The following is a 14950-nucleotide window of genomic DNA, read 5'->3' on the forward strand; positions in this document are numbered from 1 at the left end:
GCGCCGCACGGCAGTTGACGTCAAGGAAATGCCGGCCGGGCACGGCCCGGAACGGCGGCCGACCGTGGACGCACAAAGGAGTCACCGTGGCACTCAGCCGTGAGGACCGAGAGAAGTTCCTGGCAGAGCCGCTCGTCGCCGCGCTGGCGGTCGACGCGGGGGAGGACGGCAGGGCGCCCCTGACGGTGCCGATCTGGTACCAGTACGAACCGGGCGGCGACATCTGGGTCATGACCGCCCGCGACTCCCGTAAGGCGAAGGCGATCGAGGCCGCCGGCCGCTTCACGCTGATGGTCGACCGTGTCGAGCCGACGGTCCGCTATGTCTCGGTCGAGGGACCGGTCGTCGAGAGCGTCCCCGCCACCCGGGAGCATCTCGTGGAGATCTCCGCCCGCTATCTCGATCCCGCGAAGGTCGACGCCTATGTCGACTTCGCCTGGAAGGAGCACGGCGAGCAGATGATCATCCGGATGCGCCCGCAGCGCTGGATCAGCTCGGACCTCGGCGAGGCGTGACGCGGGCGGCGCCTCGGCGAGGCGTGACATGAACGGCCGCGGCGGGCGGCGCCCTCAGGCGCCGCCCGCCGCGGCCGTTCGCCGTGTGTGCGGTCAGTCCCGCTGGACCATCGGCGGTCCCACGTAGTGGGAGCCGGACAGACCGAGCGTCGCGTCGTACGCCAGCTTGTAGTCGCCGTTCTCGTCGTGCGCCTGGAGCGCGTCGGAGACGGCGTCGCGCAGGGCCTCGTCGTCCTTGGCCATGCCGATGCCGTACGGCTCCTCCGTGAACGGCTGGCCGACGACCTTCAACTTGCCCGCGTGCTGGGCGGCGTAGCCCTTGAGTATCGCGTCGTCGGTGGTGACGGCGTCGACCTTGCCCTCGAGCAACTGCTTGACGCACTCGGTGTACTTGGCCGTCTCGACCGTCCGGGTGTTGTACTCGGGCTTCTTGATCTCACGGAGCGCGGTCGAGCCCTTGGCCGAGCAGACCGTCTTGCCCTCCAGCGAGAACGGTCCCGCGATCGTCCGGTCGTTCTCGCGGATCAGGAGGTCGGCACCCGCCATGTAGTACGGGCCGGCGAAGGCGACCTTCTTCTTCCGCTCCTCGTTCATCGTGTACGTCCCGACGTACAGATCGACCTCTCCGTTCGAGATGGCCGCCTCGCGGACGCCGGTGTCCACCGTCTTGAACTCGATCTTGTCGGCGGAGAAGCCGAGGTCCGCGGCGATCATCTTGGCGATCTCGATGTCGAAGCCGGACCGGTTGCCCTTCTCGTCCTCGAAACCGAGGAAGGGCTGGTCGTTCTTGGCGCCGATGACGAGCTTTCCGGCCTTCTGCGCCTTCTCCAGCGTCGGCGAGTCGATGTCGACACCCGTGGCGACCTTGTAGGTGGGCAGCTTCGGCAGGTCCTCGGCTTTCGCCTGCTGGGTGGGACCGTCACCGGCGCTCTCGGAGTCGCCGCCGCACGCGGTTGCGGTGAGGGCGACCGCGAGCACGGTGATCGCCGCGGCGGCGGACTTGTAGGCCTTCATGGTGCGACATCCTTCACTCGATTTTGCGAGGAGAGTAAGGAGTCGATGGTCCGAGTGTCATTACATCTGAGCTGAACTTGAGCATCACATTCCGGATACGGTCGGGCGTACCCGCCCGCGCCCGCGGGCGCGCTCCGGCGATCGGGCCGCATGTCGCGCCCGCGGGTGCGGTTCAGCCCACCGTGAAGGGCCGGGTGGCCCCGCTGAAACCGCTGATCGTGCCGAACAGGCTCTTCGAGTCACCGAAGTGCACGATCCGGTACGTCCCTGCCGGCGTCCCCGCGGCCACCTTCCACGTGACGACCGCCTTGGACGTGCCGGTCACGCCGTTCAGCCGCACCCAGCGGTACGTGGTGTCCCAGTCGCCGTCGTCCAGCCGGCGGACCCACCGGCCGTCCACCAGCTGCTGCACCTCGAGGAACGTGCCACCGCGGCGCAAGTTGTTCTTCGGGTGCCCGGTCACGAACTCGGCGGTGACGGCGGCCCCCCGCCCGTACGCCCCGGCCGGCTCGGCCAGCACGTCGCCGAACTTCCGCCCCATCGGCGGGTTGTCCATCACCACACCGGTCTGCAAGGACGTCTGACGATCCGAGTGGTCGGCCGGCGCGGGGCCGCGGTCGATGGTGGTGCCGTCCCGCAGTGAGGCCGCGAGCGAGGCGAACTCCTGCTGGTAGGCGGGCAGTGTGTACCGGCCGTAGAGCGTCGAGCCGCCCTCGTACTGCTGGAGGTCGTACTCCTCCGGCGTGGTCACGTACTGGCTGTAGGCGCCCGCGTAGCCCTGCATCAGCACGTTCTCCAGCGGTACGCCCAGCTCCTGGGCGACCGTACGGCGGATGCGCAGGCCGGAGACGATCGTGTACTCGGCCGGGCCGGCCACCAGGTAGAACTGGCCGATCTTGACGATCTGCACCGGCAGGACCGTGGGCGTCGTCGGCGTCGCCGCGTTGACCAGGCCGGTGGGCACCAGGTTCGCCTTCGGGTACTGGCAGCTCACCAGCCACTCGGGCGGGTCGATGTCGAAGGGCTCCAGCAGCTTCGCCACCGGGCTGTTCATGCCCTCCGTGAAGCCGGGGATCGCGGGCCCGTCCTCCACGCTGCCCGCGAGCGTCGAGGCGCCCACCATGGCCGGGCAGGTGCGGTGCTCCTTGCCGTCGGGGGTGTACTTCCCGTCGACGGTCACCTGCTCCATGTTCACGAACCGCATCCGGGAGTCGACACCGCCGCTGAGCGGGACGGCGGCGTCGTCGTAGATCTCCTGTGCCTTGCGGAACTGCCGGTCACCGATGATCCGGGTGTTCTCGAACTCGTCCTCGGTCGGGCCCGAGCCCGGCCTGAGATTCAGATTGGGCGACATGTCGCCGGCGTTGGTGTTGGGGAACGCCGCGACGAAGCCCTCCTTGTTCTCCAGGTAGCGCACGCCCTGGTCGTCGTGCTCCCACTCGTAGGCCGCGTAGCCCTTGTTGTCCGGGCTGAGCAGCGTGTTCTTGTTGGTGAGCGACGTGTTGTGGGTGGCGAACCAGCTGATGGCGCCGATGTCGCGGTCGCCCTGCCGGAAGCGCAGCACCGTCATCGCCGGGTCGATCGCGCCGGGGAAGACCGCCTTGTCGCCGGCCGGGTTCCTCTCGAAGGCCGTCCTCGACCGGTTGACGCTCGCGTCGGTCAACTCGCCCCTGCCGAGCGTGATCGTGCCCGGTGCGAGGTCCTCATGGGCCTCGGCCACCGACTCGACGATCCCGTCGACGATCGCCCGGTAGGTCTCCTTCTGGAAGCCGAGCGAGGCCAGGTTGTACGCGAGGTGGTGCGAGTGGCCGCCCGACCCGGCGTGCGTGTGGGTCGCGGACAGCAGCACGTTCTGTTCGCTGTAGAGCGAGCCGTAACGCGCCTTCAGTCCGGCGATGACCCCCTGCTGCACGGACTGGAAGATCATGGCCAGATCGGCGTTGACGTAGACGACCCGCTTCCCGCCGGTCAGGTCGGCGACGATGAACGCCCGGGAGCGCTGCCGCTGATGGATGCCGGACGCCTTCTGCTCGAAGCTCGAGTAACCCATCATGCCCACCTCGGCGGCCTCGCCGGTGACATCGGAGATGCCCCGGCCGACGAGGTACGTCGTGGGTTCGGGCGCCGCCGTGCCGGACGCCGGTGCCGCGCCGGCCGGTGCCGCTCCCGGCACGGCCGCCAGGGCCAGGGCCCCGAGCGACCCCGCGAGCAGCAGGGAGAGCGCCTTTCGGCTGGTTGTGGGGAACCGCATGCCTTCTCCCTCGTGCCGGATACCGGAACCGGTCGGTGACTGGTGTGACCGACGGTAAGGGCGGTGGGTGGCCGGGGGAGAGGACCGAACCGGCCAGTAACGGGACTTCAGCGGCCACCGGGTCTGTCCTCCCGCGGCCGGAATCCCTACAGTGGCCGCCCGGAGGTGGGCCGATGCCGTCGCACGAACCGGTACCCGACGAGGACACCCGTCGGCAGGCCGGCGCTCCGCTCATCGCGCGACTGGACCCGCGGTACGGGTCCGCCACCATCACGCCCCATCTCCTGCGCTACCTCACCCTCGTGGCGGCGGAACGAGGGCACGACCTCGGCCCTTCCCTGCGCCGTGCGGGCCTGAGCGAGGCCGCCCTCTGCGCGGTCGGCCAGCGGGTGTCCTACCGCCAGGGCAGCTCCGTGATCAGGGAGGCGATGCGGGACCTCGGCGATCCCGCCCTCGGCCTCGCCGTCGGCCGCCGTCAGCGGGTCACCGCGTGGGGGCTGGTCGGCCTCGGCCTCCAGGCGAGCCCGACCCTCCACGACGCCCTCCGGCTCGGCGTCCGCCACCACGGAGTCACCGGTTCCATGCTCGACTACCGCATGGCACCGGTGCCGGACGGCGCAGCCGTCCTCGCTACCGCCCGATACACCGACTCCGGCCTGCGGGCCTTCCTCCTCGAAGAGGCGTTCGGCAGCATCGTCGCCCTGATCAGGGACGCCTGGCACGAGGAGTTCGCACCGCACTCCCTCGCCGTGCAGCACGCCCGCCCGCCGTACGGCCACGAGTACGAACGGTACTTCCGCTGCCCCGTCACCTTCGGCGCACCGGACGACCGCATCGTCTTCGGGTCGACGTGCCTGAACAGCCCGCTGCCGGGTGCCGACGCCTACACCCTCGCCCAGGTCGTCGAGCTCCTCGACGCGGCACGCACGCGGCGCAGGGAGCGGCAGGACCTGGTGCAGGGACTGGAGGTGTCCGTCGCCCGTGGCCTTCCGCACGTCCCCCCGCTCGCCCAGCAGGCCCTGGCACGCGGCATGAGCGAGCGGACGCTGCGCAGAAGACTGGCGGAGGACGGCACCAGCTACGAGGCGCTCGTCGACTCCGTCCGGCTCGTACGGGCGGAGGAACTGATGACGACCAGCGACCTCCCGCTGCACCGGATCGCGGCCGTGCTCGGCTTCAGCGACGCCAGGACCCTGCGCCGGGCGGTGGCCCGCTGGTTCGGCACCAGCCCGTCCGCGCTGAGGGGATCAGCGGCCCGCAGGCAGTGAGCCGACCGTTGCTCCGTACTGTCCGGTCCGTACGGCCGCCCGCGGGCGCCGCCCGCCCCCGGATCCGGATGGGACACCGCGGCCCGGGGGCGCACAGGAGCCACCCGCCCCATACTTGATCCAGTGACGGCAGGGAAGGCGGTGCGGTGAGACATCCGGGATGGGGGCGGCGGACCGGAGTACCGGCGCTGCGCCGCCGGGCGGCCTCTCTGGCCGAGCGGTTCACCATGCACAACCGCCTCGAATGGCTCAGTCACGCCAGTACCGGGATCGGCACCACGCTCGACCTGGAACGGACGGCGCAGGAGCTCGCCGACTTCGTCGTGCCCCGGCTCGCCGACGGTGCGGCCATCGACCTGCTGGAGTCCGCGCTGCGGGGCGAGCACGTCCAAGCGGGCAGGGCGGGGGAGCGGCCCGTCATGCGGGCCATCGCCGTCGCCGCCGTTCCCGAACTCATGGAGCTCGAGCCCGACCCCGTGGGCGAACTGACCTCGGTCAACAAGGACACGGTCGCGGTCGACGCCCTGATGCGCCGGCAGCCCGTGCTCATGAGCCGGCTCGCCCGGGAGGACTTCGCGCGGGTGGCGCCCACCGCACGGGCCGCGGAGAAGATGCGCGCGGCCGGGGTGCACAGCTACATGGTGGTTCCACTGATCGCCCGCGGAGTACTGCTGGGCGTCGCCGACTTCGTACGGGCGGGCCGCAGACCGCCGTTCTCCCGGACGGATCTCGCGCTCGCCATGCAACTGGCCTCCAGGGCCGCCGTCTTCGTCGACAACGCTCGCCTGTACAAGCGGGAGCGGGAACACGTCGTCAGCCTCCAGCGCAACCTCCTGCCGCGCACCACCCCGCGGACCCCCGGGCTCGACGTGTGCGCCGACTACGCCCCGACCGCCGACGCGAGCGGCGTCGGCGGCGACTGGTACGACGTGATGGCGCTGCCGGGCGGGCGGACCGCCCTCGTCGTGGGCGACGTCATGGGACACGGGCTCGCCGCCGTGGCCACCATGGGCCGGCTGCGCGCCATCGCCCGCACCCTGCTCGCCCTGGACATCGTCCCGGAGCGGGTCCTCGCCCGGATGGACCTCGCGGCCCGCGACCTCGAGGACGACCAGGTCGCCACCTGCCTGTGCGCGGTGTACGACCCCGCCACCGGCGTGTGCACCATCGCCACGGCCGGCCACCCGCCGCCTCTGCTCGTCGACGCGGCGGGCAACGCCGACTACCTCGACGTACCGGTGGGAGCCCCGCTGGGCGCCGGTGTCATCCCCTACGACCCCGCGAAGGTGACCCTGCCCGCCGCGAGCCGCCTGATGCTGTACACCGACGGTCTGGTCAAGAGCCGCGCGGACGACATCGACGCGCAGCTCGCACGGCTGCGCAAGGCCGCGTCGGGCGCCGCCCCCGCCGTACTCGATTCCTGCGGCCTGCTGTCCGGCGACTGGGGACCGGCCCAACGCTTCGACGAAGCGGTCATGCTCGTCGCCACGGCCCACGACGCCCGCGCCGGCGAGAACGTGGCGGTCTGGCCGCTGCCCGCCGACGCCACCGCCGCGTCCGCGGCCCGCCGGCTCGTGGGGGAACAACTGGCCGGATGGGATCTCGACGGCCTCGCCGACACCACCGAACTGGTGGTCAGCGAACTGGTCGGCAACGCCCTGCGCTACGGCGGCGGACCGGGACAGCTGCGTCTGCTGCGCCACGAAAGGCTCGTCGTCGAGGTGTCCGACACCGGCCCCGACCTGCCGCTCATCCAGCACGCGACGCTCAACGACGAAGGCGGCCGCGGGCTCCAGCTCATCAACATGCTCTGCCGGCGCTGGGGTTCCTGCCGGACCTCGGAGGGCAAGGTCGTCTGGGCGGAGCAGGACATCGTGCCGCCTGCCTGACCGGGTGCCGCTCCTGTGCCCTAGGTGGAACCACGACGGGCCCCGGCTCGTGTTACCCGCAGAGCACACGCCGGGAAGAGGGGAGTTCGTCGTGGCCGCGAGCGCCGTACGCGTCGACGGAAACAGTCTGCTGCTGGGCGGGGGAGTACGGGTCCGGTTCATCAGGACGCTCCGCCTGCCCGAATCGGGGACGCATCAACTGCCGCCCGGGCTGGGTGAGTTTCCCGTACGGCGGGTCGAGGACCATCTCGGCACCGTGCCGCCGCAGATGCGCGAGCGCGGCGGCGTGATGCTGCCGGTGTATCTCCGCGAGGCGATGTGGCTCAGCTTCGCGGGCAGCAGCGAGCCCGCCGCCCTCCAGGTCGGCGTCGGCAAGGTGTGCGCCGTCTCCGGCAAGCCGTGGCGCGGCACCCTCACCCGGAAGCCGCAGAACTACGTGGTGCTGCCCCGCCAGCCGTGGCTGGACGGCATCAACTCGGGCAAGGGCACGGTGCGTCAGTTCGTCGCCGTCCCGCTCGGCCTGGGCGCCACGGTGGAGGGACAGGTCACCGGCGAGGAGACCTGGGGCGGCGTGCAACTCCAGGCGTTCGGGCTGTCCGACGCGGCACTGGCGGCCTGGCGCGAGGAGGAGCGGGTCCGCGCCGAACGGGCCGCACGCGCCACCCCGATGTACCCGGCGGCGGCGCCGCCCGGCGGTGCGCCTGCTTACGGAGCGCCGATGCCCCCGCCCGCGGCCCCCGCCTCCGCGGCGGCCCCGCAGGCCGCGCCCGCCGCTCCCGGCGGCCCGCCCCGGGCACGCTCCGCCGCGATGGGCCTCGGTGTGGGCGGCTCCATGCGGCAGGAGGTCTACCGCGACGACCGGCGCCTGTCCGACTGGGCGGACGAGCCCTCCGGCCGGGTGTTCGTCCACCTGGTGACGCCGCCCGAGTGGCGCCGCATCACCGGCGAGGAGCCGCCCCCGTCCCCCGTCGACCGCGCGGCCTATACGCGTGCGGGACTGCCCTGGTACGAGTACTACGACGAGAGCGCGGCCGACCTCGCGCCGGCGGACGCCCTCAGCGGTGTGCAGCCGGTCGGCGACTGGCTCGGTGACGACCACGATTCCTGGCAGCCGCCGGCCCCCGGACAGGTCCTTCCCCTCGGCGACGCCCCGGCACCGGGAAAGCCGGTCGCGGACGGCGACTGGTGACCGCCGTCCGCGACGTCGCCCGTCAGGGATGAGTCAGGGCAGCTTGGTGGAACGGGGACAGGAACGTCCGGCGCCGCGGGCGTCCGGACGGTACGTCACATTGGTGGCGTAGCAGGGGGAGTCGCCCGAGCTGGTCGTCGACACGAGGGTCCGCTCGCCCTTCAGCGTGGCGAAGTTCGGGCCGCCGGAGTCGCCGTAGCACGCCCCGCCGTTGCCCTGGGGCGCGGTCATCGCCAGGTGCACCCACGACTTGTTGAGCGCGTCGAGGTGATCGACGGTGGAGCGTGCCGGACACGGCACGGCAAGGGTCCCGTACACCGCAAACCGCGGAGCGCGTGCCGTGGCCCCGCAGCCACGGCACGCGCTCCCTCGGGAGGCCGGTCGGTCAGCCGGTCACAGGCGCTGCCAGAGCGCCGGGACGTTCGAGGGTTCCCAGCCGGCCTGGGCCTGATGGCCCTGGAGGCAGCGGTAGGTCGCCCCGCCGTAGGTGACCTGCGCGCCGGCCTGGTAGACGGTGCCCGCCGCCCAGGTTCCGCCCGGCTCGCCCGGCTCACCGGGCTCACCCGGGTCCGTGGTGGTCCTCAACGTCAGCCCGTATCCCTGCAGCAGCGGGTTGATCGGCTGGTGGAACGTGGTGCCTCCGCTGCGGCAGTCACCGGAACCGCCTGAGGTGACGCCCTGTGCCTGGCTTCCGGAGATGTACGAGCCCCCGGAGTCACCGGGCTCGGCGCACACCGTCGTCCGCGTGACGCCCGTGATGGTCCCCTCCGGATACGTGACGCTGGTGTTGTGCTGCGAGATCGTGCCGCAGTGCCAGCCCGTGGTGGAGCCGGAGCGGCAGATCGACGCGCCGACCGGTTGCTGCACCGAACCGGTCACCTGGATGTTCTGCCCGCCCTGCCCCTTGACGTAGGGCGTCGAGGTCCAGTTGCTGTTCGCCGCCACCCACGCCGTGTCCCGGCCCGGGAACGTCGAGGCCTGGAAGGTCCCTTGGGCCACCTGGTTGTAGCCGCTGGTGGCGGTGCCGGCCCGGCCGCAGTGGCCCGCCGTGGCGAATCCCTGAGTGGTGCCCCGGGTGACGGAGAAGCCGACGGAGCAACGGCCGCCCCCGCCCATGTAGTACGCGTCGCCGCCGCGGATGTCGTACAGCGGACGCGGCTGTTCCAGGGTCGGGACGACCCGTATCCGGTCCCGCTCGGCGCCGCTCGCCCCGATCAGGGTCTGCGCCTTGGACTTCTCCACGGCCAGGACCACCACGGCGTTGGCCCGGACGTCGACGTACCAGACGGGCACGTCCGTCGAGGAGTCGCGCGCCGCGGCCCGGTCCAAGGCAGCCTTCGTGCGGTCGAGTTCGGCCAGAGTGTGGGGCACGACCCGTGCCTCGGCGCCGCCTTCCCTGATGGCGGCCGCGTCAGCGGCCCGGGTGGTGGCCACGGTCAGGGTGCCGGAGTCGGCCCCCTCGACCCAGGCGCCGGCGAACGCGGCCCCCAGCCGCTGCCGGAGCACGGCGGCGGTGGCGCCCGCCTCGGCCTCGTTCTCCAATCGCCGCTCGGCCTGGGCACGGGTGAGCCCGAGGTCACGCTGCATGGCGCGGAGCAGTTCCGGCTGCGCGGCGGAGACCGCGAGCGTGTCCGCCGCGGTGCGTGCGGTGGCGCCGGGTGCCGTGCCGGCCTGCTGCGCGGACGCGGCGCCCTGCAGGGAGGTCAGGACGAGCGCGGCCGCGGCGGCGGCACCGACACACGCTGCCTTGGCGTGTCTGTGGAGCATGGAAGTCCCCTCGGTCTCGTGGGAGGTGTGCCGAAACCGTAGGGAACGAGAACCCCCGTGCGGCAGCTACCAGCCGGCCCCCTCCACGGCGTTATGGAGGACGGCGCCCCTGGCCGCCAGCCACCGCGTGTAACTGGAGCTGCGGGCCACCGCGTCACGGTGCGCGGCCCGCACGTGAGCGACGACTTCGGGTGCCCGCGCCGCCGCGGGCGCCTCGGGGTGCCGGCCGAGGAGGTGGCGCCACACGAGGGGCGTGCCGACGAGCGGTCGTGTCACCATGCCGGGCGTGTCGGGGAAGGTGGCCCGGCACAGGCCCACCGCCCGCCCCACCTGGACCAGATGGACACAGGAGGCGGTGTCCGTCTCGTACACGCACGCCGGTGTGAAACCGGCCCGGACACAGGCGGCGGCGAAGCAGTCGGCGAAACATCCGTCGCCCGGCACGTCCGTCCATGCCTCCCGGGCCAGTTCCGCCAGCTCGATCCCGGGCCGGGCCGCCAGCGGATGGTCCGTGGAGAGCATCACGAACACCGGGTCGCGGGCGACCTCCGTCCAGGCGAGGCTCCCCGACCCGGGCGGTGAGCTCTCCCCGCACGCGCCGATGAGCGCGTAGTCCAGCCGGCCCTCGGCGGCCGACGCGGCGATCTCACGCTCCGACCACGAGGTATGGGTGACCACCGTGACGCCCGGGTCCGCGGAGGCGAGCCGGTCGACGAGCCCTCCGAGCAGCGGCCCGTGCGTGCCCCCGAGCCGCAGCGGCGTCCGCGGACCGTACGGCGCTCCGCCGCGCGCGAACCGCACGGCTTCCTGCTGGAGTTCGTGCACGGCGGGCAGCACGACACGCGCACGGTCCAGGACCAGTTCACCGAGAGCCGTGGCGCGCACACCGGTCCGGCCGCGCTCGAACAGGGTCCCCCGAGCGAACGCTCGATCCTCCTCAGCTGCGCGCTGAGCGCGGGCTGGGCGAGGCCGAGCGCGGTGGCCGCCTTGGTGAGACTGCCGGCGTCGGCGATGGCCCGGATCGTCCTGAGGTGCCGCAACTCCAGTTCCATGCCTGCAGCTTGGCCGTGGGGCGTCGCCGCGGCAATAAGCTGGTCCGGACCAGAGCGGCGGTCGGGCTCAGCCGGCGCCCTGCCCCGGCCGGTCCGCGGGCGTACGGGCCGCTACCCGGGCATGCCGCCGTCCGCCCCGCCGGGTCGCGGGGGAAGTTCTGTTCCGTCCAGACCGTCTTGCCGTCCCGCGAGTGCCGGGTGCCCCAGCGCGCCGTGAGCTGCGCCACGAGGAGCAGCCCCCGGCCTCCCTCGTCGGTGCTCCGGGCCCGCCGCAGATGCGGCGACGTGCTGCTCGTGTCGGAGACCTCGCAGATCAGCCGCTGGTGGTGGATGAGCCGCAGCGTCAGAGGCCCGCCGCGCGCGTAGCGGTAGGCGTTGGTGACCAGTTCGCTGACGATCAGCTCCGTGGCGAAGGCCATGGCCTCGAGTCCCCACGCCGCCAGTTGGTCCGCGGTGAGCCGGCGGGCCCGGGCGGGCGCCGTCGGCTCCGCCGGGAGCTCCCAGGTGGCCACCGACTCCGGCGCCAGGGTGAGCGTCCTGGCCAGCAGCAGCGCGACGTCGTCGGTGGGCCGCGCCGGCAGCATCCGGTCGACCACCGCCTGCGCCATGTCCTCCACCGGCCTTCGCGCACCGGCCATGACCGCGCACAACTCGGCCAGCCCGGCATCCACGTCCTGGTAGGCGCCCTCCACCAGCCCGTTCGTGTACAGGGCGAGCACGCTGTTCTCCGGCAGCGTCAGTTCGGCCGACTCGAACGGGAGCCCGCCCAGTCCGAGCGGAGGACCGGCCGGCAGCTCTGTGACGGCGGCTTCTCCCTCCGGCGTCACCACCACCGGCGGCGGATGGCCGGCACGGGCGATCGAGCAGCGCCGGCTCACCGGGTCGTAGACGGCGTACAGACAGGTCGCGCCGACCACCTGCTCGCCCGGCGCACCCTCGATGTCCTGTTCCTGCTCCCCGGCCAGCCTGTTCACCAGGTCGTCCAGATGGGAGAGCACCTCGTCGGGGTCGAGATCGAGGTCGGCCAGGGTGTGCACGGCCGTACGCAGGCGGCCCATGGTGGCCGCGGCGTTGATGCCGTGCCCGACGACGTCGCCCACGACGAGGGCGACCCGGGCACCGGACAGCGGGATGACGTCGAACCAGTCGCCGCCGACCCCCGTCGCGCCCCCGCGGGCATGTAGCGGTGGGCCACGACGACCGCCGGATGGACGGGCAGCTCACGCGGCAGCAGGCGGCGTTGCAGCGCCAGCGCGGCACGGTGCTGCTGGGTGAAACGGCGGGCGTTGTCGAGGGAGAGCGCGGCCCGGGCGGCCAGTTCGCTCGCCAGGGTGAGGTCGTCCTCCTCGAACGGCTCCGGGAGCTGCGAACGCCACAGACTGACGAAACCGAGGACGAGCCCGCGGGCCTTCAGCGGCACCACCATCAACGAGTGCATCGTGCCCGGCGGCACCTCACTCTGCCCCAGAGCCCTGGCGTTCTCCGCCACGTCGATGGAGGGCTCGAGCACAGGCAGCCCGGTGGACAGGCACCTGGCCTGAGGTGTGCCCTCGGGGAACGAATTGACCGTCCCCACCCGGAACAGCAGCCGCTCCGTCTCCGGGGTGACGGTCAGGCACGCGGTCCTGCGCAGCGGCCCGCCGCCTCCGTCCGCGACGGGTTCCTCACCGCGGCTGACCGACTCGAGAAGGTCGACCGACACACAGTCGGCCAACTCGGGAACCGCTGCCCGGACGAGCTCCTGCGCGGTCGTCCCCACGTCCAGGGTGGTGCCGACGCTGGCGCCGGTCTCGGTGAGCAGAGCAAGCCGGCGACGCGCCCGGTGGCGGTCGGTGACGTCCTCGACCAGGTCCGTCACGCCCAGCACCCTGCCGGCCGCGTCCTCCACGCGGAACGCGGACACGGAGACGTACCGCTCCTTGCCGGGCATCGCCGCCATGCGGCACGGTTGCTCGGTGAAGATCATTGGGGTGCCGGTCTCCAGCACCTTCCGCAGCCCGGCGTCCACCATCCGGGCGTCCGCCTCCACGAGGAAGTCACCGATCCGGTGACCGCGCGCCTCCTCGGTGGTGACGCCGCCGATGCGTGCGATGGCCCGGTTGATCCGCAGGATGTTCAGATCCGTGTCGTGCACGGCCAGACCGATCGGCGACCTGAGGAACAGCCCGTCCATCACGGACCGGTCGATCTCCCACTGCACCACCTCCTCCGCCGGCGCGGCCACCAGATACCACTCCCGGCGGCCCTCCGCCCGGATCACCTGGCGGGCCCGGATCCCGAAGCCGAGCCTGCGGCCCTCGCGGGTCCGGACGGGCACGGTCCCGAACCAGCCGCGCTGCCGGACGCAGGCGGCGGTGGCCTCGAGGACTTCCGCGTGGTCGTCGGGGTCGACCAGGACCTCCACCGCCGGTCGGCCGAGCACCTCCTCGGCCGACCAGCCGACCAGGGTGCGGGCGCGTTCGCTCCAGCCGATCACCAGGCCGCGCCGGTCCAGCACCACGGAGGCGGCTCGACCGTGCGAGTAGGGGTCCTCCGGGCTTTCACTGATCAGGGTCACGGGTCCTGTCATCGCTCCTATCCTCCGCCCGGTCCTATGGGGACGCGAGCGATGAATTCCGGGCGGCGCGGCGGTCGGTAAAGAGACAGTACCGAAGGCACAGTGCGGAACGGACAGTGCGGAACTTCCGCCGCGGACGATCTCAGGAGCACCCCATGCCCCGCATCACCCCGAATCTCTGGTTCGACACCCAGGGCCAGGAAGCAGCCGAGTTCTACGTCTCCGTCTTCCCGAATTCGGAGATCAAGCACATCTTGTACTACGGCGAGGCCGGCCCGCGGCCGGCCGGCAGCGTGCTGACCGTCGACTTCACCCTTGACGGCCAGGACTACACCGCGATCAACGGCGGCCCCGACTTCACCTTCAGCGAGGCGATCTCCCTGCTGATCAACTGCGCGGACCAGGAGGAGGTCGACCACTACTGGGAGAAGCTGGGCGAGGGCGGCCAGGAAGGCCCGTGCGGCTGGCTGAAGGACAAGTACGGCCTGTCCTGGCAGGTCGTCCCCGTCGCCCTCGAGGAACTCCTCAAGGACGAGGACGAGGCACGGGCGCAGCGGGCGATGAAGGCCATGCTCGGCATGAAGAAGCTCGACGTGGCCGCGCTGTACGCGGCCGCCGACCAGGCATGACCCAAAGGCGCGGCGGGCCGCCGGCCCGGTCGGCGGCCCTGCCCGCCGCGGCCGCCGACCGCACGACGGCGGTCCGCCACTCAGAGCCCGGGGCGCGCCGGGGCTGACGGGAACGCGTACAGCACCTGCGCTTCGTCCCACTCGACGAAGCTGTCCACCAGGGTGGCGCCCAGCCTCTCCAGCAGCCGCCGTGACCGGCGGTTGGCCTCCTGGGTCAGCGCGACGACCCCGGGCGACCCGGGCCGCACGCCCTCCTGGGCCCAGGAGACGACGGCGGCGACGGCCTCGCGGGCGTAACCGCGGCCCCAGTGCTCGGGGAGGAGCTGGTACGACACCTCGGTCCTGCCGTCCCTGACCCCGGCGGTCACGGACACGAGACCGACGACCGCCTCGTCCGACCGCCGCACCACGGCGAAGACGCCAGGGGCGCCGACGCACCTGCGCTCGCGGATGCGTACGACGTTGCCGTCCACCGGTCCGCCGAGGTGGCGACGGACCTCTGGGTCCGTCCACAGGCGGGTGAGCACCGGCACGTCCGCCCGCTCGACCGGGCGCAGGGCGAGTCGTTCTGTGGCGAGCGCGGCGGGCCAGTCCGCCGGGGCGGATACGGAAGACATGAAGCCGATCATGGCATGGGCGCGGTGCGCCGGTGGCGGCATCGGAAAGAGGCGACGGAGGGTGGGAGCCGATCAGCGGCGCCGCCGGGTCAAGGCTTGAACGCACAGCACCAATCGCAACGGCGTGTCTTGTCAGGAGTTCGAAACACTCCTACAGTCCAGCGCGATGGGAGCGCTCCCAAGGTATGCCCGCACCTGCTGA

General features: G+C 72.2%; 10 protein-coding genes and 2 pseudogenes. 5 read left to right on the forward strand and 7 right to left on the reverse strand.

Features of this window, described 5'->3' with window-relative positions; all coding sequences use genetic code 11:
* The first annotated feature begins 86 nt into the window (after nucleotides 1–86).
* Nucleotides 87–515 carry a pyridoxamine 5'-phosphate oxidase family protein gene (locus GLX30_RS32300; RefSeq protein WP_159694462.1) on the forward strand — a complete coding sequence of 143 codons (429 nt, stop codon included), beginning with the start codon at nucleotides 87–89 and terminating at the stop codon, nucleotides 513–515.
* Nucleotides 516–608: 93 nt separating this feature from the next.
* On the opposite strand, the gene GLX30_RS32305 is transcribed toward GLX30_RS32300, so the two are convergent.
* The gene (locus GLX30_RS32305) at nucleotides 609–1529 is read right to left on the reverse strand and encodes a glutamate ABC transporter substrate-binding protein (protein ID WP_159694463.1); all 921 of its coding nucleotides are present in this window, start codon (nucleotides 1527–1529) and stop codon (nucleotides 609–611) included.
* A gap of 172 nt (nucleotides 1530–1701) precedes the next feature.
* Nucleotides 1702–3780 (reverse strand): neutral/alkaline ceramidase, encoded by a 2079-nt coding sequence (locus tag GLX30_RS32310; RefSeq protein ID WP_159694464.1) that lies wholly within the window; start codon nucleotides 3778–3780, stop codon nucleotides 1702–1704.
* Nucleotides 3781–3953: 173 nt separating this feature from the next.
* On the opposite strand from GLX30_RS32310, the gene GLX30_RS32315 reads away from it, so the two are divergent.
* The 3 genes from GLX30_RS32315 (at nucleotide 3954) to GLX30_RS32325 (ending at nucleotide 8126) form a co-directional block, all read left to right on the forward strand.
* Nucleotides 3954–5048 (forward strand): AraC family transcriptional regulator, encoded by a 1095-nt coding sequence (locus GLX30_RS32315; protein ID WP_159694465.1) that lies wholly within the window; start codon nucleotides 3954–3956, stop codon nucleotides 5046–5048.
* 227 nt (nucleotides 5049–5275) lie between these two features.
* Complete coding sequence (locus tag GLX30_RS32320) at nucleotides 5276–6937, forward strand: SpoIIE family protein phosphatase (RefSeq protein ID WP_159695369.1); 1662 nt, start codon at nucleotides 5276–5278, stop codon at nucleotides 6935–6937.
* 91 nt (nucleotides 6938–7028) lie between these two features.
* Nucleotides 7029–8126: a hypothetical protein gene (locus GLX30_RS32325; protein WP_159694466.1), complete on the forward strand. Its 1098-nt coding sequence runs from the start codon at nucleotides 7029–7031 to the stop codon at nucleotides 8124–8126.
* A gap of 33 nt (nucleotides 8127–8159) precedes the next feature.
* On the opposite strand, the gene GLX30_RS32330 is transcribed toward GLX30_RS32325, so the two are convergent.
* From GLX30_RS32330 to GLX30_RS32345, 4 genes and pseudogenes are all read right to left on the reverse strand, one after another.
* Nucleotides 8160–8426, reverse strand: a complete 267-nt coding sequence (locus GLX30_RS32330) for a hypothetical protein (RefSeq protein ID WP_244258358.1) — start codon at nucleotides 8424–8426, stop codon at nucleotides 8160–8162.
* Between the two features lie 93 nt (nucleotides 8427–8519).
* Nucleotides 8520–9893 carry a carbohydrate-binding protein gene (locus GLX30_RS32335; protein ID WP_159694467.1) on the reverse strand — a complete coding sequence of 458 codons (1374 nt, stop codon included), beginning with the start codon at nucleotides 9891–9893 and terminating at the stop codon, nucleotides 8520–8522.
* Nucleotides 9894–9959: 66 nt separating this feature from the next.
* A pseudogene (locus GLX30_RS32340) lies at nucleotides 9960–10945 on the reverse strand (LysR family transcriptional regulator).
* A 158-nt stretch (nucleotides 10946–11103) separates the two neighbouring features.
* Nucleotides 11104–13514, reverse strand: a pseudogene (locus GLX30_RS32345) (SpoIIE family protein phosphatase); the annotation flags it as partial.
* Between the two features lie 143 nt (nucleotides 13515–13657).
* On the opposite strand from GLX30_RS32345, the gene GLX30_RS32350 reads away from it, so the two are divergent.
* Nucleotides 13658–14131, forward strand: coding sequence for a VOC family protein (locus GLX30_RS32350; RefSeq protein WP_159694468.1), 474 nt, complete (start codon nucleotides 13658–13660; stop codon nucleotides 14129–14131).
* A gap of 80 nt (nucleotides 14132–14211) precedes the next feature.
* On the opposite strand, the gene GLX30_RS32355 is transcribed toward GLX30_RS32350, so the two are convergent.
* On the reverse strand, nucleotides 14212–14748 hold the full coding sequence (locus GLX30_RS32355) for a GNAT family N-acetyltransferase (RefSeq protein ID WP_244258359.1): 537 nt from the start codon (nucleotides 14746–14748) through the stop codon (nucleotides 14212–14214).
* Between the last annotated feature and the right edge of the window lie 202 nt (nucleotides 14749–14950).

The sequence above is a fragment of the Streptomyces sp. Tu 2975 genome (assembly GCF_009832925.1).
Classification (GTDB): domain Bacteria; phylum Actinomycetota; class Actinomycetes; order Streptomycetales; family Streptomycetaceae; genus Streptomyces.

Excerpts from the sequence above, each read along its gene's own strand:
- GLX30_RS32305 (WP_159694463.1), bottom strand. The coding sequence starts at position 1,529 with ATGAAGGCCTACAAGTCCGCCGCCGCGGCGATCACCGTGCTCGCGGTC.
- GLX30_RS32310 (WP_159694464.1), bottom strand. The coding sequence starts at position 3,780 with ATGCGGTTCCCCACAACCAGCCGAAAGGCGCTCTCCCTGCTGCTCGCG.
- GLX30_RS32315 (WP_159694465.1), top strand. The coding sequence starts at position 3,954 with ATGCCGTCGCACGAACCGGTACCCGACGAGGACACCCGTCGGCAGGCC.
- GLX30_RS32320 (WP_159695369.1), top strand. The coding sequence starts at position 5,276 with ATGCACAACCGCCTCGAATGGCTCAGTCACGCCAGTACCGGGATCGGC.
- GLX30_RS32335 (WP_159694467.1), bottom strand. The coding sequence starts at position 9,893 with ATGCTCCACAGACACGCCAAGGCAGCGTGTGTCGGTGCCGCCGCCGCG.
- GLX30_RS32350 (WP_159694468.1), top strand. The coding sequence starts at position 13,658 with ATGCCCCGCATCACCCCGAATCTCTGGTTCGACACCCAGGGCCAGGAA.
- GLX30_RS32355 (WP_244258359.1), bottom strand. The coding sequence starts at position 14,748 with ATGTCTTCCGTATCCGCCCCGGCGGACTGGCCCGCCGCGCTCGCCACA.